Source organism: Chitinophaga sancti (assembly GCF_034424315.1).
Lineage (GTDB): Bacteria > Bacteroidota > Bacteroidia > Chitinophagales > Chitinophagaceae > Chitinophaga > Chitinophaga sancti.
In genome coordinates, this window is sequence record NZ_CP139972.1 from 4617800 (window position 1) to 4640718 (window position 22919).

Here is a 22919-nt window from a genome sequence, read left to right on the forward strand (position 1 = left end):
ACCAGGTGATTGATCACTCATTGCGATAAATCACCCGGTGCTGGTATTCTCCCTGCACAACTTTTCCGTAGACAATCCTGGTCCATCCATTCTCATGCCCGTGGTTATTTGCAATCAGGTAACCTTTGTGCGCATCTATCTTAATCACTTTGTGCGCATCAATATACCGGCCTTTCACCTTACAGAACACGATATCCCCAATCTTATACACATCTGCTTTTACAAAGGTCAGGTTACTGCCACTCTTCAAAATGGGGAGCATCGAGCTGCCAAATGCTTTCATCTTTCCGGTTCCATGCTGGAGCAACTCACTCTTTAATCGTTCAAATTTGTTCATATTTCTAAATTTTGATGCCCAAATGTCCATTTCGACTGCGCAGCTTTTTTGCGCAGTATTATAATTATTTATATATTTAGCATAGTAAAATCCCTATACCTATGAACGCCAGCATTGTTATTGACGATGAAATCGCCCATCTAAGCGGGTTGATGTTCACTGCCCCTGATCAATTCTTTGAGCAAACTAAAAAGTTCGCAGCACAGCTTACATCAAACGATCTTCCCCTGCTGCGCAGCCGTTTTCATGCGGGTTTGCCCATTCCGGAAAATGTAGACAAGGCATCCCTTGGGCTTTCAGGCTGGCTATCAGCTTGCCAGTACACCATTTTTGAGCTCATCTATCACATTGGGATCGCTGCGGTTCCTATGCTGAAAGAGGTGGCCTATGGTGAATATGATTGGACCCAGGCCAGTGCGCTTGAAATATTGACAAGGTTCTATATGGATGGGAAATTGCCAGTTGAGATCATTGACGAGATTGATTCTAATCTTGCTAAAATGCGATATGAATCACACTTGTACTATGCGCAAGCTTTGATAGCTTTGAGGCGGAAAGACCGGCGTTATGAAACGCAGGTTATTCAGCGGATCAAAAACGAAGATCTGCATGAAGCCATCAAAGAAATTATGGATGTAAAATGACATATGAGCGGCCATTAAATGAACAGGAAGCTGCCTATTTTAAAGGCAAAATAAGACACAGGAACTGGTGCAGAATAGCTATCTGGCCACTACTGGGTGCTTTGATAGGTTTGATGACACAAGCCTGGCAGGGTATCATCTTCTTCCTGGCCATGGGTACCTGGCTCACGTTCTTTATCAATTTCCATTATCGTGAAATCTGGAGTTTCCTGCAGAAAAACCGGATTACGGTGCTGCCGATACGGGCCACCAAATACCTGAAAGCGAAAGAAGACCTGGGTGATGGAGAATTGTATTTTTTTCAGTTGACAGACGATACGATTATCCAGGTGAACATCCATGGAGAGATAGAACCAACGGATGATTTTGAAATCATTACGGGCTATGGCATGCATGACCAGGTTATTTATCAAAGGTTTATTCACATTGGCGATCCCATTCCTCTTGTAGCAGATGTACATGATTCATTGACTAATATACCTATTGAATTTACGGAACACCATGCTTATAGTATGGCTCATGGAAAAATTGAAGATCTTCTCGTGTAAATCTACTTTTCCAACATAACCATTCAACTACTTAAACATTTTCCCTCCCCATACTCCCGTTCTTTGCCCTAACAAAAACTTCATCTCATGATTCCATCAGTTGAAACGATGATAGCGCAATATGTGAGTACCTGGAATGCCTCGGACCTCGATGCGTACAAAGCCGGCTTTGCCTCCTGCTGGGCACCGGAAGCCATTTATACCGATCCCGGCCATGCCATGGTGCAAGGCGTAGCAGCGCTTGCAGACCTGGCGCTATTTTCCTGGAACAAATTTCCTGGCAGACAATTCCACATTATCAAACGCCCTGTATTTCACCATAACAGCGGCCGTTATTACTGGAAAGTAGCCCTCCCCGAAGGCCCAAGGGAAGGACTCGACTACTTCGAATTCAATGACCAGTTCCAGATCACCCGCCTTGTCAGCTTTTTTTAATATCTTTTTGCTTAAAAGAAAACATGTACCAGCGGCTCCTCGCCAATTTTGCCATGCACATCTCTATGGATCAACCTGAGACAGATCTTGTATTGGCAAAACTCCAGACCCGGCAGGTAAAGAAAAACGCCTACCTCCTGCGTGAGGGAGACATCTGCCGGCAGATCTATTTTGTCAATGAAGGATGTTTGCGATTATTTCATACAGATAGCAAAGGCGAAGATCACAATGTATTATTCTGCCCGGAAAACTGGTGGATCAATGATATGGCTAGTTTTTCCGGGCAACAACCTGCCTTTTATAATATAGGCGCCTTGGAAGATAGTGAGGTATTCTTTTTCTCTTATGATGAACTGGAAGCGCTTTATCTCACAGTGCCTAAACTGGAACGCTTTTTCCGCATCCTGATCCAGAATGGATTTTATATGTATCAACGGCGGGTGACGGCCAATTTATCTTTGACAGCAGAAGAACGATACGCCCGGTTTAGCCGGCAATATCCAGGTTTGGAGCAAAGAATTACACAGAAACAAATTGCTGCATACCTGGGTATTACGCCTGCATTTCTAAGTATGATCAGGGGCAGGAAATCATAATTTCTGACACTTAACCAGGAAGAAAGGGTAATTCTCTGTCACCTCGCTTACCTCGAACAGCCCTGCATTGCCGAACTCCGCCTGAATAGACGCCCTGTCATAAAAATACATATTCACACCACCGAACATTTCGTAACGGTCCTTACTGAGCAGGGTGCCTGTTCCATAAGTAGGGGCGGCTTTCGATATAACGGTGAACACCATATAGCCCCCTGTATGCAGCTGTGCATAACAATCCCTGATCAGTTTCTGCCGTTCAGGAGCATCCAGCAAATGAATGAGTGCATAACAAAAGATCCCCTCATATTTTTCATAATCAAATGGCATGTCGGTTACAGAACCATGATAGATCATCATCTCATTTCCATAATGTTTCCGGGCCATTTTAATGGCAGTTTGAGAGATTTCAATCCCTGTTACTTTCATCCCGTTCTCTCTTAGCACCTGCGCATTCCGGCCATAGCCAAACCCTGGTACAAGCACGTTCCTCACACCATGCCGCAGGAAGAAGTCCTTTGTTAAGATAGCTGATTTGGCAGGCTCAAAGCCCCACATCTCCTGCTTTTCGGTAAAACTCTTTTCCCAGAATTCCGGGGTTTCATTTGTCATAATTGGCTACCTTTATTGAAATAATTCTAATAATGTCTTTTACGCATACGTCAAAAATATCTCCTGCACACTATATAAAATTCCTCTACGGTCAATATTATAAAAAGCCTGCCATCATTCTCATACATCTCATTGCGTTATACTTTCTTTCCCGCATTATTCAGGGTACTGCCAGTATTCCCTCATTCGAGTTTTACTATGTCATTTTCAGCATTGTCTTCCCTAACTTAATGATCTTTCTGAACCTGAAGAAACCGGGTGTTAAAAAGTATGTGTATGCACCTATGCAATATACATTTTCAGATGAGACGATACTGATTCAGGGAGTGGATTTCAAAACGGAGTTGAAATGGTCTGCCATCCGGAAGGTGACGGTGATGAAACACCTGCTTTTTTTGAAGACATCCAGAACGAATGGTACTTTGTTTGATAAAAGTTTGCTGACACCGGAAGAGATGGAATTTATCAGGGAGCGGGTACAAAATACTATTTCCCAATGACTTCTTTTCTGTGTGCTAATCCCAGTTCTACCAGGTTCGATATCACCTCCCGCATTGACCGTCCATAGGCAGTCAGTTCGTACTCCACTGTGACATCATCCATACTGCGATGTACAATATGATGTTCTTCCAGATCTTTCAGCACTGATGATAATACCTTGGCAGAAACCCCACCTGGTATTTCGGTCTGTAAATCCTTAAAACGGCGTTTGTCATATTGCAGTAGCAGGAGGATCACTTCCATTTTCCATTTGCCATTGAGCAGGTCCAGGATGTCTTTTGCGACTCCCAGTTTCTGGTTGCAGTCCTTGTCGGAACTGAGCATTGCCTGTATTGGACACCCTTTCATGCTATAAAAATAAATCTTTTATCTTATGCAGGGTACATATTTACCAGGCGGGTTCAAAGAAAGGGGTGAGGATTCATCGATTTAATCAGCGGTTGATTCAATAAAGAGATTATAAAGCAGGAAGTTCTATATCTTAAAAAGCCATCACCTATTCTACGCTTCTATAAACCAGCGTCTCCCTATACACCACCGGCGACACCTCCGCATTATTCTTAAAAAACCTACTGAAATAAAACTCATCACTAAATCCCAGCTCAAACGCAATGCGCTTCACCGGCTTCACCGTCATATACAATTCCCGCTTTGCCTCCGTCATGATCCGCTCCGCAATCAACCCACCCAAAGTTCTGTTGAAATGCGTTTTACTCAATTTATTCAATGCCTTCGGGGTAATATTTAACAAGCCGGCATAGTATCCCGGGCTATGCTCTTTTCTATAATCCCGCTCTATCGCATCTTTCAATGACTGCAAAATGAAGGGCTCATTACCCACAGGTACCAGCCCTTCCTGCCTTTCTACTTTCATCCTGGATGCATTGATCAGAAAGATCTTTAAGAACGCCATTACCACCTCATACTGTGCCAATGCAGGCCTTGACAGCTCCGCTTCGATCTGTTTAACAATATTCAACAAAGCGCTCATTTCTGAAGCCGTTAATTGCATTAAAGGCGGCGCATAGATATTATTAAATAATACCCCATTGCAAGCTACTTCTTCTTCATGTTTATAAATACAAAAGAAATCAGGATGGAAATTGATCAAAATCCCCTCCACCGCTCCTTTCACCTGGAAGGGTTGATACAAGCCCAGGGCCAGCAGGGCATTCTCCTGAAAAGTATATTCAAACAGTTGTCCACTCCCTTTTGTCACCAACAGGATGTTATAATAATTATAACCTTTCTGCTCCTGCAATGACGTCACTTCATCAAAGCGCGACACCCTGAAAGCCATATGGCCTGTTTGCGAACTAACTAATGTATACATCCAATAAAGTTAGAAAAGTTTTCGCTCCGAAGCTGCAATCGCCAGGTCATTAATACAGGCAAAGCGTCTTTGCATCAAACCGCTCTCATCAAATTCCCAGTTCTCATTACCATAACTGCGATACCATTGGCCTTGCGCATCATGCCATTCATATTCAAACCGCACTGCAATCCGGTTGTCCATAAATGCCCATAGTTCTTTTTTCAATTTGTAGTCCAGTTCCCGCTCCCATTTACGCTGTAAAAAAGTCTTTACTGCTGCGCGGCCATTGATAAATTCATGCCGGTTGCGCCATTCAGTATCTACTGTATAAGCCAGGCAAACTTTTTCAGGATCTTTTGTATTCCAGGCGTCTTCGGCTTTCTGTACCTTTTGTAAAGCTGTCTCTAATGTAAAGTGCATCATTTTTTTTTATTGCAAAATTGCATTTTTGCAGCATGTAAGTACATGGACAAATGGATGGAGTACATGGACAATTCAGCCTTAACACCTTTAAGCTTTCACCGGCACCTTAAGATTGGCCCCAGGAGGAGGCATACGTACGCATGATTAGCTGCACTGGAGGTGCAAAAAGAACTGGTGGATTCCGCCAGTATATAAGGTAGGGGAAAATTCACCTATCTTTACGCCATCATGCAACACATTCCCATCAGGACAAATCCAGGCTTCAGCATCCGCGATATTAAGGGTATGGACATGGTTCAATCCCTTCACCGGCATGATTTCTACTATTTACTCATCTTACAGAAAGGCGCAGGCACCCATAGTATTGACTTTACAGATTATACAATCAGGGATCATTCCATTTTTCTGCTTCGCCCCGGCCAGGTGCACCTCATTCACCTACATCCCGGCAGCACGGGTTACCTGATTCAATTTCATCAAAGCTTCGATCCCAGCCCCCTATTGCGCAACGCTGCCCAGCAAAATCATTATCAACTTGAAAATTCAGCTATTTGGTGCACACAAATCCTCGAAGAATTTACCCGTCAAAATGACAAATACGAAGAAGTAATCAAATCATTGCTGCACATATTATTCATCCAGCTCATCCGCACACAACAAACACCTGCTACTAACGACCAACTACAAACGCTGCAGGACCTGATTGCCACTAACATCCATCAATATAAACAAGTCTCCGACTACGCAGCATTATTACATCTATCTTCCTACCAACTCAACGCGATTACAAAATCTGCCCTCGGCAAAACCTGCTCCACACTCATCAATGATCACATCATCCTCGAAGCAAAACGCCAACTCCTCGCCACCACTAATTTAGTCAATGAAATCGCCTGGCACTTAGGCTATGAAGACGTTTCCTACTTTATCCGCTTCTTCAAAAAACACAGCGGTTATTCTCCCGAAGCCTTCCGGCAAAAGTTTAAATAAGTCCTGTTCAATTTCATTTTTGTCCTATCAGCGGCTTTCTGCTGATCACTAACTTTGATACATGACAAACGAACAATACAAAACCAGGTGGGATGAGCGCTACCGCGAAACCGATTTCGCTTACGGCAAAACACCGAATCTCTTCTTCAAAACACACTTAGATCAATTAGACAAAGGCTGCATCCTCATGCCTGCAGATGGCGAAGGCAGAAATGGGGTATACGCCGCTGTTACCGGCTGGCAGGTGACATCTACCGACCTTAGTCCGGAAGGAAAAATCAAGGCATTGCAATTAGCAGCAGAATTCCACACGACGCTCACTTACGTCACGGGGGATCTCGAAACACTGCAATTCGAACCCGCATCTTTTGATGCCATTGGTTTGATCTATGCACATTTTCTTCCTGAAAAGAAATCTATTTTACACAGGCAATTAGATACCTATTTAAAACCAGGTGGTACCATTATTTTCGAAGCATTCAGTAAGAATCACAAAGCCAATGCACAGGTAGGCGGCCCTACAGAAATAGCATGGCTCTTTTCTGAGGATGAGATCAGGGAGGATTTTAGCAACTACGACATCCTGTTATTAAAAGAGGAAGTAGTTGGCCTGGAAGAAGGTAAATATCACATGGGGCAGGGAACTGTACTGAGATTTATAGGCAAAAAGAAGCCAGCCTTGTAAAAGGCGGCTTCAAGCGTTTATAACACTATTCCTATTTAAAATAATTCAACTCCATATCCCGGATCAATCCCATCTCTTTTGGCTGCCATCCCAGTTTTTCCTTTGTCAATTTACCTGAACTCGGCTGATCCATTGACCACATCATTCCAAAGAATCCCATAGCGGCAGCTGCCTCTTCCGCACTAATACTCTTTAAAGGAATATTCAGCTGCTTCGCCATCACACCCGCCAGCTCCTTCGTAGTGATGCCTTCCTCTGCTACCGCATGATAAATAGCCCCCGGAGTAGATTGCTCTACTGCCAGCACAAACAACCTTGCTGCATCATCACGATGTACTGCCGGCCACCGGCTCTGCCCTTCACCAATATAGAATGCTCCACCACCCTTTTTGGCCGCATTGATCACAATAGGAATAAAACCCTGGTCACCATCCCCATGTACAGTAGGTGTCAATCTTACCAGGGAAGCATTTCCACCACCTGCCACTACCGCAGCCACCGCCTCTTCTGTAGCAACACGGGGCAATACATCTGCATTCACCAATGGCTGATCACGCTCTGTCGTTACAGTTCCCCTTGCTATCAGGGCAGTTCCTGAGGCAACTACGATCGGGCCTTTCACCACTTCTCCCAAAGCCTCAATCACCTTTCTATCCAGCTCACATGATTTCTTAAAATTGGCAAAGTCATGGATAAACCCTGTATGTATCACAGCATCTGCCTTTGCAGCACCACTTTTAATGCTTTCCAGGTCTTCCAGTTCACCTCTATGTACCTCTACACCTGCTGCTACCAGTTTTTGCGCAGCGGCCTCCGTACGTGCCAAACCTATGGGATGATGTCCTGCCTTCAATAGTTCCTTGACAATGGCTGAGCCAATAAAGCCCGTAGCACCGGTCATAAATACGCGCATAAAGTTTTGATTTTATACTACAAATTTGACACAGGAAGGGGTTTCAAAACAAGGTCATTTGACACAATTTTATTACTTTCAGGGTATGTTTGATCGTCTGGAAGCAATATTAACCGCTCAGCATTCCCTTAGCACTGAAGAGTTGCAGGAGATCTATTCGCGGGCACTGGTCAGGAAAGTACGCAGGAAACAATTACTGCTGCAGGAAGGGGAAGTCTGTATGTATAAGATGTTCGTAGCCGAAGGCTTGCTGAAGACATATTATATTAAAGATAACGGTTCAGAGCATATCATGCGTTTTTCCCCGGAAGGGAATTGGTGTGCAGATGCCAGGAGTATGGCGGATCAAACGGCGTCTAAATTGAATATAGAAGTGATGGAGGATAGTGTTGTTTTGTTATGGACGCATGAGGTGCTGAGCGACCTGGTGAAAAAAATACCAGGTTTACAGGAGTATACGAATTACCTGATCAGTCAGAGTTTGTATTCCAGTTATGAAAGGATCCTGAGTAATATTAGTGCGACTTCAGAAGAGAAATACCAGGAGTTTGTGAATAAGTATCCTGACTTAATTAATAGGGTGCCTTTACATATGATTGCTTCTTATTTAGGGGTATCGAGGGAGACGCTGAGCAGGATCAGGCATGCGCGGGTAAAGCTGTCTCATTGATCTAAGCTGGACTATCTCCATTATCCCAAATGGACTACCCAAATCATCCGGTCATCTATTACATTTGCCCCATGACATTTAATATCCAACCCACCTTAGAAAACGATCAGATCCTCCTTGCTCCTTTGCAGGCAAGTGATTACGATGCTTTATATGCCGTAGCTTCGGACCCCGCTATCTGGGCACAACATCCACAAAACGACCGCTGGAAAGAAGAGGTATTCCGGGAGTTTTTCGATGCCGCTCTCAGAAGCCATGGTGCTTTTAAAATCATAGACAAAGTGACTGGTGAAATTGCTGGCAGCACCCGGTATTATGAATATGATGCAGGTAAAAACACCATTCACATCGGCTATACTTTCTATGCTACTAAATATTGGGGAACCGGGTTTAACAAAGCGGTAAAGAAGCTAATGCTGGAGTATATCTTTCAATATGTAGATGCCGTAGGTTTCCATGTAGGTGTGAATAATATCCGTTCACAGATTGCTGTAAGCCGCTTAGGTGCTGTTAAAGTAGCGCAGGTAGACATGGCCTATGCTTATGGACCGAACAGGCAGAACTTCGTATATAACTTGTCTAAAAATGATTATTTGCATTGACAGGGTCAGTCATCTTTATAGAATTTGGCTTCCAACACTTCACCAATGACAATTTTGAATCCATAAGATCTCCCAGGTATTCATAGGTAAATATTTCACCTCCATTTTTAAACACCTTCGGCGACTTCCCCGCTATAGGAATCACCAGTTTGCCGGCTTTTACTTTAAACTGTCCAGGCGTACTCAGGTATTTAGTACCTTTGCAATGAGTATATTGCGCGGCAGGGATTTCGGTATAGTTATAGGTGATCTTTTGTGGAAGTGGCCCCCTGCAAAAGCAGCAGTACAAACAATAATTTCATAGTAATAAATATAGCGTTTTTTATTTCAAAGGTGCATGACGAACGAAATCCAGCTAGCATTCTACAAGCAGATAAGCACCTACCTTCAACAATTAAAGGTAGATGAAAACATCGTGGACGACATCCGGCAGGACATCTTCCTGAAAGCCCATGATGCTATTGACACGCTCAAAGATCACAAGAAAATTGTTTCCTGGCTAAAAGTCATCACTTACAATGCCGTCGTAGATCATTACAGGAAATCTAAACGCACAGTACCTGTCATCGATACAAATGATTTTAAGAACGAAGGCAATGAACACCTGATCAAATGCATTGGATTGCTGATTAAAACGCTTCCTGAAGAACAAAAACATGTGATGGAGGCCATCGAAGTAAATGGTATCTCCCAGGTGGAATATGCCCAACAACACCATCTCCCACTCAGCACAGTGAAATCACGCGTACAGAGAGCCAGGAAGAAAATAAAGGAGACGGTGATGAGTAGCTGTTTTTTGAGAACAGATAAATTCGGTAATGTGACCGATTATAATCCTCCGAAAGAAATTCTTTAATCCCTGCGTCTTTTTTCCCGGCACCCCGTCTATCTCTATAAAAATAATGAGAAAGATGCTAATCAGTGCTTTATTACTTTTAATTGCCGCTATAGCGGTCCTGTTCCTCTACACTTACAGATGGAACATCATCCATCCAAACAAGTCTCACAGTTTTCACATCGATGGCTATGAACGCAGCTTCATTTATCATGTACCGAAACACATCCACCCGAATCCCAAACTAGTCATCGTCTACCATGGCTCGAAACTCAAATCCTTCATGATGCAAATTTTGACCGGCCATGAATTCGATCTGCTAGCCGATAAAAATCAGGATGCTATTATCGTATATCCACAGGGGTATATGGGTAACTGGAATGATGGCAGAAAGTCATCACCTTTCCCTGCCAAGCAATTAAACATAGATGATGTTACCTTCACGAAACAGCTCATCAACTACTTCGAAGAACAATATCACATCAACACAAGCCAGGTCTACGCCGTGGGTTTCTCTAACGGGGGGCAAATGGCATTCAGGCTGGCAGCCTCCCAACCTGGTTTATTTGCAGCCTATGCCACAATAGGGTCTACACTGCCAGCTCCGGAAAACAATCTCTTTGCAGGTCATCATCAGCAAGCCGTGTCCATCATCCTCATCAATGGTCAGCAGGATGGCATCGTTCCCTACAATGGCGGGGAAATTACCCTGGATGGTAAAAGCTATGGCATGGCAGAAAGCGCCCCCGTTACAGCAGCTTATTGGCGGGATGCCGCTGGTGCTACGGAGATCTCCACTGTACAATTCGGGCACACCGCCACGCAAACAAATTACTACAACAAAGACAATCAAAAGAAAGTGAGTTTTGTCACTATCAAAGACGGCGGTCATAATATACCCAACAGGAATTTCCGCATTTACATTCCACTTCTCGGGTACATTAATAAAGATGTAGATGCACCGCTTGTGATATGGGATTTCTTCTTCAAAGATCCCATATATTTGTCTCATGGAAAATAAATCCGCACACTGGGAGCATGTATATGAAACCAAGGGGCCGGCAGAGGTAAGCTGGACCCAGGATATACCGCAAACTTCGCTGGACTATATTAAAGAATGCCAGCTATCCAAGGATGCTAACATCATTGATATAGGTGGTGGAGATAGCAAACTGGTCGATTTCCTGCTGGAAGAAGGCTATAGGAATATTACTGTACTTGATATATCAAAGGCGGCGCTTGAAAAAGCACAACAACGGCTGGGCGCAAAAGCAGCCCTTGTCAAATGGATCGTGCAGGATATTACCACATTTTCTCCTGAAATGACTTACGATTGCTGGCATGACAGGGCAGCCTTTCACTTTATGACAACGCCTGAACAGATCCGGCAATACCTGTCCGTTGCTGCGGCCCACGTAAAGAAAAATGGATATGCCATTATCGGTACCTTTTCAGAGCAGGGTCCGGAAAAATGTAGTGGGCTACCAGTTACCCGTTATTCAGAAAATGCGTTGACCGATACCTTACAACTACATTTTGAAAAGATAAAGTGTATAACAGAAAATCATACTACGCCGTTCAACACGACGCAAAACTTTTTATTCTGTTCATTTAGGAAAAAGTAAATTATGCCAAAAGAGATAGAACGGAAATTCCTGCTCGATCTTGCCCGCTGGCAAGCGGTTGAAAAGCCAGCCGGCGAACATTTCCGGCAAGGATACTTAGTCACCGACCCGCAGAAAACAATTCGTGTCAGGCTAACAGATACTTGCGGCTACCTTACGATCAAAGGGATTTCTACCGGTGCTACCAGGCTGGAATACGAATATGAAATTCCCACAGCAGAAGCAAAAGAGCTCTTGGATAATTTCGCCATTGCCGAGCTTTCAAAAATCAGGTACAAAATCACCTATCAGCATAAAATATGGGAAGTAGATGAATTCCTGGGAGCCAATAAAGGACTGTTCGTTGCTGAGATTGAATTACAAAGTGAGGATGAACAATTTGATCTGCCAACATGGGTGACGAAAGAAGTAACCGGTGAAGAGAAATACTATAATTCAAATTTAACCACACATCCTTATCAAAACTGGTAAGCCAACATGATCATCTCATTTGACCTCGATGATACCCTGATACCTGGTACTAAACAATTCGCAACTTTGGAACGTAGTTTTCTACAAAAGCTATGGAAGGTAGAAAAGCTGCGCATGGGTACGATTGAATTGATGAAAGCCTGCCAGGCAAAAGGGCATAAAGTATATGTATACACAACTTCGTATCGCCCTCCACGCAGAATCTGGTGGATGTTTTATTTGTACGGGATCAAACTGGATAAAGTGATTAACCAGCAGGTGCATAACCAGTTTGTGCGCATGCCCACAAAACCATCCAAATATCCCCCGGCTTTTAATATTGATCTGCATATTGATGATTCGAAAGGAGTGGAGATGGAAGGGCAGCAATATAATTTCAAAACGATTATAGTGAGGGAAGATAATCCTAACTGGGCAGAAGAGATCCTGGCAGCAATAGGATAGGCATCCTATTAGCTATTAAAATTCATAGCATTCGCGAAACCGGGCCATCATTCATGGAATGAGCCCGGTTTTTGATAGATATCTCACTTAAATTCCAGTAATATGATCAGACCTATTCAACTTTGTGCGACTGTAATAGCATTAACCCTTGCGTCGTGTAGCTCGCCATCCGGCGATCATATCAATCCTCCAGGCGATAGCACGTCTACAGGTACTGACAGCCTGCTCGCTCCCGTGGAAACCAAAGCACCCAATTCCGATTACAAACCCGCCTTCAAAGGCCAGACCCGCATAGGTGGTGTGAAAACAAAAACACCCTATGAATTCAAAGTCCTTAGTACCGGGCTCGAGAATCCATGGGGTATCACACAATTACCCGACGGCCGCCTCCTCATCACAGAGAAAAAAGGAGATCTTCGCATCGCCACCACCAGTGGAGAACTGAGTGCACCCATCACCGGCCTGCCAACTGTCAATTCAGATGGCCAGGGTGGTCTCTTAGGTATTCGCGTAGATCCTGATTTCAGCAAAAACAGGATGGTATACTGGGTATTTTCTGACCCATTGCCAGATGGTAACCTGACTGCTGTAGCCAGGGGGAAACTCTCCGCTAATGAGAAGACCATAGAAGGCGCTACGGTTATTTATAAAGCCACCCCTGCTTACAAAGGTACTCTCCATTATGGTGGAAGAATCGTGTTTGATAAAAATGGGAATCTCTTTATCAGCACCGGTGAGCGCTCTGACCTTCAGACAAGACCACAGGCTCAACAACTGAATTCAGCACTGGGCAAGGTATTACACATCACGAAAGACGGCCAGCCGGTGGAAGGCAATCCATTCTTTGGCCAGGCAGATAAACGACCTGAAATATGGAGCTATGGACATAGAAATGTGCAGGGCCTTGCTTTCCATCCTGAAACCGGCGACCTGTGGGAGACTGAATTTGGCCCAAGAGGCGGTGATGAAGTGAATCGTATTGTAGCCGGGAAAAACTTTGGCTGGGCAACCATTACTTATGGTATTGAATACTCAGGTGAAAAAGTGGGTGATGGTATTCAGCAGAAAGATGGTATGGAACAGCCTGTATATTATTATGATCCGGTGATCAGTCCAAGTGGTATTACATTCTATTCCGGTACTGCGATTCCTGAGTGGAAGAATAACCTGTTTATTGGTTCATTGAGTGGCATGCACATAGCACGCCTGGTGATCAAGGATAATAAAGTGGTGGGAGAAGAGAGACTGCTGGCGGAAGAGCAGCAGCGATTCAGAGATATTACAGAAGGGAAGGATGGTGCTTTGTATGCGATCACTGATGCAGGGAGATTGTATAGTATACATAAGAAATAATTATGGCGATCGGTTTTTTGCTAAAATGAAACAGGCGCATTCGGGGATAAAGAAGCTGCTGCCTTTCTAAAAATGAACCATTTTCATTCCTGCTAATGATTTGATTTTTATAAATGATTTGATTTTTGCAAAAAACCGATTGATTCCTTTAAACATCACCCGCTAATACGCTGTTAACTTTGCTGTATAAATTTAAAATAATGGCAAACAAAATAGCACTCATCACCGGCGGCAGCCGCGGCATAGGCCGCGACTCAGCGCTACAACTAGCCGGTAAAGGATTAGACATCATCATCACTTATAATACCCGTGCAACAGATGCCCAGGCAGTCGTTGCACAAATCGAAGGCACCGGACGTAAAGCTGCTGCTTTACAACTCAATACCGGTGTGATCAGCAGTTTTGACGACTTCACTGCGCAACTGCAAAATACCTTAAGTACCCACTTCGGCACAGATCATTTCGACTACTTAGTCAACAACGCTGGTCAGGGTGGATACAGCGCCATCACCGAAGTAAACGAAGCCTTCTTCGACGACCTGCTGAACGTGCATTTCAAAGGGGTGTATTTCTTAACACAAAAACTCATCCCCTTCCTGAATGAGGGTGGTGGCATTGTGAATATTTCATCCGGGCTCACCCGCGTATCATTCCCAGGTTCATCTGTTTACGCTTCTCTCAAGACTGCAGTTGAAACCTTCACCCGCTACCTGGCAAAAGAACTCGGCAGCAAAGGGATCAGGGCAAATGTGGTAGCTCCCGGCGCTACCATGACAGATTTCGGCGGTGCACATTTAAGAGGCAATGCCGATTTACAAAAGAATGTAAGCAGCATTACTGCACTAGGCAGAGTAGGCACAGCAGAAGACATCGGTGGCGCTGTCGCCTTCCTTTGTACGGACGATGCCCGCTGGGTGAATGGACAAAGAATAGAAGTATCCGGAGGGATGTTTGTATAAATATGAGGGGTTGACTAAAATTGGCCCCCCCTCTCGGGTGGGTGATGGAGACGAGATGGCTTTTACGCAATTCTAAGCGCCTTCATTTTACTTTTTAGTCAACCCATTAAGTATCTTTATAGTATGCTGACCAATACCTCGCTCGAAGACTTTTACAAACGTAATGCAGCCTCCTACCCCCCAGGCATTACTAAGGATACAGGGCATTTCAATGTCTTTGATCCGCAAACCCTCTTTGACAAAAAAACAGGTACCCGCATCATGCCCTATAGCCGCAGAGCTTATTATAAGATCAGCTGGCTGAATGGGAAAAGCCGCGCAGAGTATGCGGATAAAGTTATAGAGGTAGAAAAAAACGCTTTACTCTTTGCTACGCCCAAAATCCCTTATCACTGGATCCCGGCTGACAGCAATCAATTTGGTTTATTCTGCATCTTCACGGCCGATTTTCTTATGCCGAGGAAGTCAGGCGTCGTGCTTGAAGAATTACCATTATTCCAGCCAGGTCATGTGCCTTTATTTCATTTGAGTGATGAAGAAGCAACTGAAGTAGCTTATATTTTTAAAAAGATGCAGAAGGAACTGGCTTCCGACTATAGATTCAAATTTGACCTGCTGCGTAACCTGGTCATGGAGTTGATCCACTATGGGCAAAAACTACAACCGCTTACAGCATTGAATACAACACACAATGCATCTCAACGGATCTCTATGTTATTCTTAGAATTACTGGAAAGGCAATTCCCGCTTGAATCCCCGGAACAAAGGTTAAGTCTGCGCACCCCGAAGGAATACGCAGACCGCCTGGCAGTTCATGTTAACCACCTGAATAAAGTATTAAAGGAATCTACCGGCCACACAACTTCTGAGCTCATTAGCAAACGACTGGTAGAAGAAGCGAAAATTTTGCTGAAGCAAACTACCTGGAGTGTAGCAGACATTGCTTATGCTTTAGGTTTTGATGAAGTCTCTCACTTTTCTAATTATTTCAAAAAACAAACAGCAGCGGCGCCACTTAGTTTCAGGATATAATTCTCAAAACAAAAGGCTTCAAACACCGGCCTTCAATCACTTGTCTTCAATCACTGCCCTCAATCACCGGACATCAATCACCTGTCTTCAATTACCTCAAATTCCTGCGCTCATGACATCAATTCCCCCAACTCTTCTCCAACCAACAGTTTCAATTTCCTAATTTTCGCTACCGCCTTTTCAAATCCTTTTTCATCCCCTGCTTTATGCATTAACAAAGCCTGAGTTTCATAAAAAGGATTCAACACACTCTTATCTTCAATCGCAGCAATCGTCTTCATACATGCCTTGCTATGTTTCAGTCCCTCCACAACATTTCCCTCTTCATAACAACGATAAGCCAGGTTATTATGCGCCGCCCGCAAGGCAGCCCGGATTGGATTATGCGCTTCTAAATACTCCCACAAAGTCACCTTACCCAATTCCGCAATCATCCGCTCACATACTGCCAATGACGCTGATTGTTGGCCAGCCTCGTACAATGCATATCTCTGGTGATCCCACACATAGGCCCACAAACGCATCTCATCGCTCTGCGCATCAGTTAGCATTTTCTCTATCTCCTGCAACAAACTAATTGCAGCTTCGTATTGTTTATCCTGCACCAACAATGATGCTTCCATCATCTGCTTATCAAATGTAGCCTGGTTAAACTCATACACACCCGGCACCTCCGGCAGCTGAAACGCTGCATAAGGATACTTTATCCACTCCTGGTCATCCAGTTCAGCAGCCTTCGCAATCTCCTGTGATTGTTTCCACAACTCCTTCGCGCTATTCGTATCTCCCTGCAAGTGAGCTGCCCATCCTATATAATACACCGCCTCGTGCCTGTATTCATCCTGTACCTTTTCCAACTTCTTTAGCGCCTGCTCATACTCCCCATTTAAAATTAAACCAAGGCCCCAGTTCACCCATATAAAACCCTTATCTACCCTATTCGCAAATCGCTTGTCCACCATCTCAAAAGTCGCCGCATAATGCTGATGAGGTACATATATACTCATAGCAGGTTCCCTCGCTACCACCGCTGCACAAAACTCCGGATCACGTAATTCAAGCGGTACATACTTAAAATTATCTGCACTTCCTGCTACAGCATAAGAACAGATCTTCAAGCTACGCATGCCCAACGGCACAGCATCTAACTCATCATAATCTCCAGCACTAAATACCTTTTCACAAAGCGCCGGTGTTAAAAATTCTTTTGGCACATAAGGAAAATCACATGTATTCTTTTTTAAAGCTGCCTCCACTATAGCAGGAGTAATGTATCGTGCATCTACGTTATACAGACGTTCATCTGCTTTCAGCGCTTTGATGATAAAAGCTTCATCCCAGAAACAAGCCCATACATTGTCGAATGTAGTATAGTCAAATTCCTTCCTGGCTAAATATTCATTGGTAATATCTTTTCGCGCCTCCCAGGCAGCAGGCACTTCGGCCAGGTATTTTTTATAGTACGCATAACTATGCTTATTGATCTGCCGCACATCTACCTGGTCGATTGTATTTTCCAGGATGTGTTTCGCCATATCCATCACATCACTGCTTGCACCATATTTCCAGCGATCCCTGTTATTCCGGTCTACTATAAACGGCCATTCCCGCTCCTGGCCATACTTTGCAACTGCATATTCATACACTTCCTTACTCACCAGTTTTGCCGGAATATTATTGATCACCTGGATGCCCAGATCTATTGCCTGGATGATATATTCGTAGGTATAATACTTCTTAGGAAAGTCCTTACAATGCACATCACTCAGATTACCACCAGCAATCAGCGCAATATTCATGCGCTCATCCTTAAATGCATCCGGCACATACCGATAGTTGTATTGATTGAACACAACCTGGTTGAAACAAAGCTCATACGTCTTCTTATCATCCGGCAGGAATTCCAGGTCCACTCCATCCCGGTGTCTCGCAAACACTTCATCATTCAAAAACTCCGCAGGTATATCCTGGTAACGAAGTGGCGACTCCCTGTCTACTGCCTGTAAAATAATCTCCTGTGTAATCAATGCAGGACTCACCAATGACACGATATGACCCGGTTCATTTTCATTCTCCAATACCTTGGACAACATCTCACTCGTACGGAACTCCTCCGGCACATGCAGGAAAGTATCAAATGATGCCGGTTTATTATAAAAATATGCCTGCCAATACGCCTGGTCTTTTACCACCTTTGATGGTCCTTCTGCATCCCAGTTCACCTGCACATTATCCCCATAAAAATAATGCAGGTTCGTATGCTCCTCATATGGCTTCGCCTGTTTATTATAATAACTTGCCGTATCATAATGCTCAATCGCCGTCTTCTTATCACCCTGCAAATAATACACTAATCCCAGCAACCAGTAATTTGAAAATACAGACCTGATCTCCACAGACTTCTCCAGCACCCTCTTCGCTTCATCCAGTTTTCCTTTCAGGATCAACGCCTCTCCTAATACCCGCAGGGGAAAATAATCCGTATCCCGCGCCTGCTTAGCAATCGCAATCGCTTCATCATAATTTCCTAATCGTACGGCACACAAGGCCGCCCGTCCAATACAACCATAATCATAACGTAGTTTATCAGGCGATAAAGGAATCCCCTGTTTAAAATACACAAGCGCCTGTGCATATGCCTTTGCAGCAAATAACACTTCACCAGCCTTGTAATAAGCTAAATAATATCCCGGTGCTGCAGCAATCGCTGCTTTATAACCATGATATGCCTCCGATGCTTCTCCGCGGCCAACCGCGTACATGGCATCCTCTGTCAACCTGATCCCTTCCTCCGTCACACCATCCTTCCACACAGGTTGATTATCCCTCAGTGCATGATATAAATCACTCGTATCCAGGCCCAGCATATCATCGTTTGCTGACTCCACTACATAGCAGTACTCAGACCTAAACGCCAACGCGTAATTATGCCAGGCAAGGAACGTGTTTTTTGTTTTATAGAAATTCAGTGAATCCTGGTTGTACAATGCAGTAATAACAGTATCAGGGCTAAACTCAAAACAATCTAAATCATAAAACCAGGAAACAAAATGCGGCGCGTTTATCTTTCTGAATGGCATCGTATGCACCACTTCATCATCCTGCCCCCAGGCTATCGCTAAATAACGAACGGTTTCAGTACCTCCCGTATGCTGCAATGCTGACAGGTTCAGGTAAGCAGTCGTTACATTGCCCATTACATAATAAGAGATACCCAGTCTTCCGGCTACGGTCAGGTTACCAGTTACCACCAATAAACCACCCACGCTATCCAGGTCTTTATTCACCTGTAAATCACCTTCATGCACAAAGATGTCCCCATAGTCATCAAAGTATTCTTCTTCTGAATCATAGCCGTGATTGCCATCCCAGTTATCAAATAACTGGTCCACATCCAGGAGCTCCAATACCTCGGTATAAGACATCTCTTTAAAATCATATTCATCTTCCGGTGAATCACCTGATTCTGAATCAGTAGCTTCCTCCTCCGCCAATTCCTCAGCAGCATCCACCCTTCGCTCCGTCACCTTAAAATTTGCCACCGCTTTCGCTTCCATCACCGGCTCCAGCAAACGCATAAACTCCTCCTCACTATAATGCTGAAATTCCTTCTCAAAATGAATCTGGTAAACCCCTACGCAATTATTCACCATCACCCACTTTTCCTTTCCATTAATAATCATTCCCAACACCATTGTAGCCTGCGATAAAAAATCAAGCTCCTCATCCAGCGCCGCAAAATGACACCCGTAAATTTGACAATAAAAAGAAAGGAATCCATACAGGTTATTCGCATTCTGACCATTCTGATCAAATGCATACAGGACACAAACAAAATCATCTTTATCAAAAAAGAAAGATCCTTTTTCGCGCCAGTAGGCCTGGAACGCCTCATCCAGCGGGAATCCCACTACTTCCGCCATCTCGCTGATGTTCTCAGCAGATACCGGTGTGATCTCTACCTTGTCGGGAAACTGCGCTTCCAGCATCCGGGCCAGCGCTATCGGATCATTGTACAACTCTTTGGGAGGCAGGTCTTCAACAAGCGGGGTATAACCTTTCTTTGTTTTTTCTGCTATCAGCTTTTCTGCTGCTTTCATACATTCCTCTACGGTAGGAAATAACTTCGTCTGCATTTGTCCCTGCGTACCATATTTTCCAAATGTTACGGTCAGACTTGTAAGGTTAAATTCAATGTCCCAGAATTTGTGTGAACTATTGTCCTGATAAATGAATTTCTTCTTCATGTAGTAATGGGGGCTTAGGTTTTACGGCGCCAAATTATATAAATAATTTTAATAACCTATGCCCCCATTCTACAATGATTAAATTTTATATCTCAGCCCTCCATAAAACATCCGTCCAATCACCGGCCCCCATACCATACCTGCATCAAAACCAGCACCAAATGGCTGGCCCGCATTGATCACCGGGTCTTTCTGATAGAAATTTGTGAGGTTCTCTGCCCCAACATAAATATCCAGTTTCTTCATAAATGTCTTGCTCACCTGGGCATTCATCGTTACATAACCTTTTGAAAAGGCTTCCGGACTTACAGCAGTCACGGGTATACGCTTAGGACCATTGTAATTCACGGTGTAATCAAATTTCCAGGTCTTTACCCCATAGGCCAGGTTCGCAAACACACGATGCTTAGCTGTCAGCGGTCTTTGTTTCAGCACACCACTATAAGTCGTCTTCACATCAAAATAACGGTAAGCCACTCTTACATCCAGCTTGGGTAAAGGCTCCGCAGAAATCTCCGCCTGCATACTATTGGAATAAGACTTCCCATCCAGGTTATAGAACTTCACTGCTGCCGGGTTTTCCAGGTCTACCACCACCTGGTCATTGAAATCATTCCTGAAATAATCCACACTCACCATCGCATCTCTACCGAATAATGTCAGCTTTTGATCTACACTAATCCCTTTATTCCAGGCTACTTCAGGATTTAAACCATATGCCTTCCCGTCGGAAGTACCCAGGATGCTAATGTTCCTCGCACTTGCCATCACACTCATATTCTCTGCCAGGATATTCGCTGTCCGCTGACCTCTGCCCGCACTCACACGTATAGTAGTTCCCTGCACCGGCTCATACCGCACATGGATACGCGGAGTGAGGAAAAAACCAAACAGGCTATTATTATCTGCACGCAAACCAGCGACTACATTGAAATGCTGCACAGGTGAATAAGTGTATTCAAAGAAAGCGCCCGGTACCACTTCCGTTCTTTTATACTTCAGTGCATTCAGAGACTCATTATAATCATCATTCAAAAAGCTGAGCCCTGTTCTGAACTTATGGGTAGTGCTCCCAATGATAGACTGGTAGATCAGGTTCGCATACACGCTCTTCTGATCACCATCGTACTTCGTCACCCCAAAGAAGGAATTTTGGGTATGACTAATACCGGCTAACTGCAAACCGATGCTTTTATAAGGCTTGCTGGGAAAGGTATAACCGATCTTAGCAAAGGCCTCGTAACGATCTGTATTAATACCCAGTCCATACAGGGAAGAACCGGATTTATAATCGATCTGTCCGCCCTTTTTTTCATCCTTCAGCACCTTCACCCCAAAGATGGTCATGAACCCTTTTCCATTATCATACTTCCACCTGTTCACCGCACTGAACAAATTCCCGGTAGGTACATCTCTAAAACCGTCTTTGGTAAAATCCACTTTCTTGTTCGCCAGGAAGTCATCGTGCAACAACAAACCTACGGACCATTTTGAATTGATCTTCTGGGCCAGGTTCAGATTCACATCCGTCTTGCCAAAATCATTTACATATACATTAGCATATAATTGTTCACTGTTCTCAGGTTTCTTTAATTCCACATTGATTTGTCCGGCAATGCTTTCATAACCGTTTGCTACAGAACCAATTCCTTTTGTCAGTTGAATACTTTCTACCCATGGACCTGCTATTGAATTCAAGCCCAATGGTGTAGCCAGTCCTCTTGGCCCAGGCAGGTTTTCCACTGTTAACTGGGTATAATTGCCACTCAGACCTAATAACTGGATCTGTTTAGATCCAGTTATCGCATCATTATAAGATACATCCACAGATGGATTGGTTTCAAAGCTCTCACTCAGGTTACAACAAGCTGCTTTCAACAATTCCTTGCTGGTGATCACCTCAGTTCTGGCAGTAGCCAGGGAGGAGATCTGCGTAGTTTTCACCCTTGAGTTCACGGTAAATTCCTTTAACTGCTGCTCATTCACGCGGTAATGACAACATTCAGGTAATGCATTGTAGGCCTTTGCGCTGGCTTTTTTGTCTTCTACATCGTGCCCTACTTTCAGGATACGTTCTTTGACAGTATTTAAATTTGTCTGTTTAGCATCGTATTCCAGTTGCAGGATCTTCGTTGCCACATCCCAATGCGCCATGCTTACACCAGTGCCTTTGGCAGCGGTTTCGATCCTTTGCTGACATTGTTCGCAGGCACCGGCTACAGGAATGGAGGCAGGATGCTGAACAGCGGCTGCAAGCTGTGGGGCGGTGTTGCTAACGGAAGAATTAGCAGGTGTATTACTTGAAATACCACCTGCTGCATGCTGCTCTTCAGCCACACTCACCCTATACTTACAACATCCCGGCAGCGCATTATACGCCTTATCAGCCGCCTTCTTTCCATCCACATCATGCCCCACCTTCAAAATCCGCTCTTCAATCTTATCCAGGTTCGTTTGCGTAGAATCAAATTCCAGGTGCAGGGTTTTACTCTCCACATCCCAATGCGCCATGCTCACACCCTTGCCCTTTGCGGCGGTTTCAATTCTTCGCTGACATTGATCGCATTCACCAGATACAGGTACAGAAACGTGTTTTTGAGCGGATACTATAGTAGAAAAGCATAATAGGGAACCTATTAGCATAATAAGCTTATACATAAAATTAACTGTATTCGTAATAAATTA

26 protein-coding genes are annotated in these 22919 nt (G+C 44.1%); 17 read left to right on the plus strand and 9 right to left on the minus strand.

From position 1 onward, the window contains the following. Positions 1-13: 13 nt before the first annotated feature. Positions 14-337, minus strand: a complete 324-nt coding sequence (locus U0033_RS17665) for a S24/S26 family peptidase (RefSeq protein ID WP_072363637.1) — start codon at positions 335-337, stop codon at positions 14-16. 101 nt (positions 338-438) lie between these two features. On the opposite strand from U0033_RS17665, the gene U0033_RS17670 reads away from it, so the two are divergent. From U0033_RS17670 to U0033_RS17685, 4 genes are all read left to right on the plus strand, one after another. After that, entirely contained in the window at positions 439-981 is a 543-nt protein-coding gene (locus U0033_RS17670; protein WP_143150827.1) for a hypothetical protein, read from the plus strand. After that, positions 978-1529 (plus strand): hypothetical protein, encoded by a 552-nt coding sequence (locus tag U0033_RS17675; RefSeq protein WP_072363554.1) that lies wholly within the window; start codon positions 978-980, stop codon positions 1527-1529. Before U0033_RS17670 ends, U0033_RS17675 begins: the two co-directional genes overlap by 4 nt. 87 nt (positions 1530-1616) lie before the next feature. After that, a complete protein-coding gene (locus U0033_RS17680; RefSeq protein WP_072363553.1) occupies positions 1617-1964 on the plus strand; it encodes a nuclear transport factor 2 family protein in 348 nt (115 codons plus the stop codon). Positions 1965-1987: 23 nt separating this feature from the next. Beyond that, positions 1988-2560: a Crp/Fnr family transcriptional regulator gene (locus U0033_RS17685; RefSeq protein WP_072363552.1), complete on the plus strand. Its 573-nt coding sequence runs from the start codon at positions 1988-1990 to the stop codon at positions 2558-2560. Here the strand turns inward: U0033_RS17685 and U0033_RS17690 are convergent. After that, positions 2555-3169, minus strand: a complete 615-nt coding sequence (locus tag U0033_RS17690; protein ID WP_072363551.1) for a class I SAM-dependent methyltransferase — start codon at positions 3167-3169, stop codon at positions 2555-2557. The genes U0033_RS17685 and U0033_RS17690 overlap by 6 nt on opposite strands. A gap of 32 nt (positions 3170-3201) precedes the next feature. Between U0033_RS17690 and U0033_RS17695 the strand changes: the two genes are divergently transcribed. After that, on the plus strand, positions 3202-3669 hold the full coding sequence (locus U0033_RS17695) for a YcxB family protein (protein WP_072363550.1): 468 nt from the start codon (positions 3202-3204) through the stop codon (positions 3667-3669). Here U0033_RS17695 and U0033_RS17700 read toward each other — a convergent pair. The 3 genes from U0033_RS17700 to U0033_RS17710 all read right to left on the minus strand — a co-directional run bounded on the left by U0033_RS17700 (position 3656) and on the right by U0033_RS17710 (position 5408). After that, entirely contained in the window at positions 3656-4018 is a 363-nt protein-coding gene (locus U0033_RS17700; protein ID WP_083571699.1) for a winged helix-turn-helix transcriptional regulator, read from the minus strand. The genes U0033_RS17695 and U0033_RS17700 overlap by 14 nt on opposite strands. A 148-nt stretch (positions 4019-4166) precedes the next feature. Then, entirely contained in the window at positions 4167-5003 is an 837-nt protein-coding gene (locus tag U0033_RS17705) for an AraC family transcriptional regulator (RefSeq protein WP_072363548.1), read from the minus strand. A 9-nt stretch (positions 5004-5012) separates the two neighbouring features. Then, entirely contained in the window at positions 5013-5408 is a 396-nt protein-coding gene (locus tag U0033_RS17710; RefSeq protein WP_072363547.1) for a nuclear transport factor 2 family protein, read from the minus strand. A gap of 228 nt (positions 5409-5636) precedes the next feature. Between U0033_RS17710 and U0033_RS17715 the strand changes: the two genes are divergently transcribed. Then, positions 5637-6398 (plus strand): AraC family transcriptional regulator, encoded by a 762-nt coding sequence (locus tag U0033_RS17715; RefSeq protein ID WP_072363546.1) that lies wholly within the window; start codon positions 5637-5639, stop codon positions 6396-6398. A gap of 61 nt (positions 6399-6459) precedes the next feature. Next, a complete protein-coding gene (locus tag U0033_RS17720; RefSeq protein WP_072363545.1) occupies positions 6460-7083 on the plus strand; it encodes a class I SAM-dependent methyltransferase in 624 nt (207 codons plus the stop codon). A 31-nt stretch (positions 7084-7114) separates the two neighbouring features. Here the strand turns inward: U0033_RS17720 and U0033_RS17725 are convergent, their stop codons facing one another. Next, positions 7115-7996, minus strand: coding sequence for an SDR family oxidoreductase (locus U0033_RS17725; protein WP_072363544.1), 882 nt, complete (start codon positions 7994-7996; stop codon positions 7115-7117). A gap of 58 nt (positions 7997-8054) precedes the next feature. Between U0033_RS17725 and U0033_RS17730 the strand changes: the two genes are divergently transcribed. Both U0033_RS17730 and U0033_RS17735 read left to right on the plus strand, forming a co-directional pair. Continuing rightward, the gene (locus U0033_RS17730; protein WP_322518467.1) at positions 8055-8666 is read left to right on the plus strand and encodes a Crp/Fnr family transcriptional regulator; all 612 of its coding nucleotides are present in this window, start codon (positions 8055-8057) and stop codon (positions 8664-8666) included. A 71-nt stretch (positions 8667-8737) separates the two neighbouring features. After that, complete coding sequence (locus U0033_RS17735) at positions 8738-9268, plus strand: GNAT family N-acetyltransferase (protein ID WP_072363542.1); 531 nt, start codon at positions 8738-8740, stop codon at positions 9266-9268. Here U0033_RS17735 and U0033_RS17740 read toward each other — a convergent pair. After that, positions 9246-9557, minus strand: coding sequence for a hypothetical protein (locus U0033_RS17740; RefSeq protein ID WP_072363541.1), 312 nt, complete (start codon positions 9555-9557; stop codon positions 9246-9248). The two genes, U0033_RS17735 and U0033_RS17740, sit on opposite strands and share 23 nt — an antisense overlap. 48 nt (positions 9558-9605) lie before the next feature. Here U0033_RS17740 and U0033_RS17745 point away from each other — a divergent pair, with 48 nt between their 5' ends. The 8 genes from U0033_RS17745 to U0033_RS17780 all read left to right on the plus strand — a co-directional run bounded on the left by U0033_RS17745 (position 9606) and on the right by U0033_RS17780 (position 15987). Then, on the plus strand, positions 9606-10124 hold the full coding sequence (locus U0033_RS17745) for a sigma-70 family RNA polymerase sigma factor (protein ID WP_072363540.1): 519 nt from the start codon (positions 9606-9608) through the stop codon (positions 10122-10124). Between the two features lie 46 nt (positions 10125-10170). Next, positions 10171-11124 (plus strand): alpha/beta hydrolase family esterase, encoded by a 954-nt coding sequence (locus U0033_RS17750; protein ID WP_072363539.1) that lies wholly within the window; start codon positions 10171-10173, stop codon positions 11122-11124. Beyond that, on the plus strand, positions 11114-11728 hold the full coding sequence (locus tag U0033_RS17755) for a class I SAM-dependent methyltransferase (protein ID WP_072363538.1): 615 nt from the start codon (positions 11114-11116) through the stop codon (positions 11726-11728). The genes U0033_RS17750 and U0033_RS17755 overlap by 11 nt, the downstream gene beginning before the upstream one ends. A gap of 3 nt (positions 11729-11731) precedes the next feature. Continuing rightward, positions 11732-12199, plus strand: coding sequence for a CYTH domain-containing protein (locus tag U0033_RS17760; RefSeq protein WP_072363537.1), 468 nt, complete (start codon positions 11732-11734; stop codon positions 12197-12199). A gap of 6 nt (positions 12200-12205) precedes the next feature. After that, complete coding sequence (locus tag U0033_RS17765) at positions 12206-12643, plus strand: hypothetical protein (protein WP_072363536.1); 438 nt, start codon at positions 12206-12208, stop codon at positions 12641-12643. Between the two features lie 102 nt (positions 12644-12745). Continuing rightward, positions 12746-13996: a PQQ-dependent sugar dehydrogenase gene (locus tag U0033_RS17770; RefSeq protein WP_072363535.1), complete on the plus strand. Its 1251-nt coding sequence runs from the start codon at positions 12746-12748 to the stop codon at positions 13994-13996. 200 nt (positions 13997-14196) lie between these two features. Next, complete coding sequence (locus U0033_RS17775) at positions 14197-14955, plus strand: SDR family NAD(P)-dependent oxidoreductase (protein ID WP_072363534.1); 759 nt, start codon at positions 14197-14199, stop codon at positions 14953-14955. 123 nt (positions 14956-15078) lie between these two features. Further along, positions 15079-15987 (plus strand): helix-turn-helix domain-containing protein, encoded by a 909-nt coding sequence (locus tag U0033_RS17780; RefSeq protein WP_072363533.1) that lies wholly within the window; start codon positions 15079-15081, stop codon positions 15985-15987. Between the two features lie 110 nt (positions 15988-16097). Here the strand turns inward: U0033_RS17780 and U0033_RS17785 are convergent, their stop codons facing one another. Further along, a complete protein-coding gene (locus U0033_RS17785) occupies positions 16098-20234 on the minus strand; it encodes a WGR domain-containing protein (RefSeq protein WP_072363532.1) in 4137 nt (1378 codons plus the stop codon). Between the two features lie 78 nt (positions 20235-20312). Then, positions 20313-22892: a TonB-dependent receptor domain-containing protein gene (locus tag U0033_RS17790; protein ID WP_072363531.1), complete on the minus strand. Its 2580-nt coding sequence runs from the start codon at positions 22890-22892 to the stop codon at positions 20313-20315. Between the last annotated feature and the right edge of the window lie 27 nt (positions 22893-22919).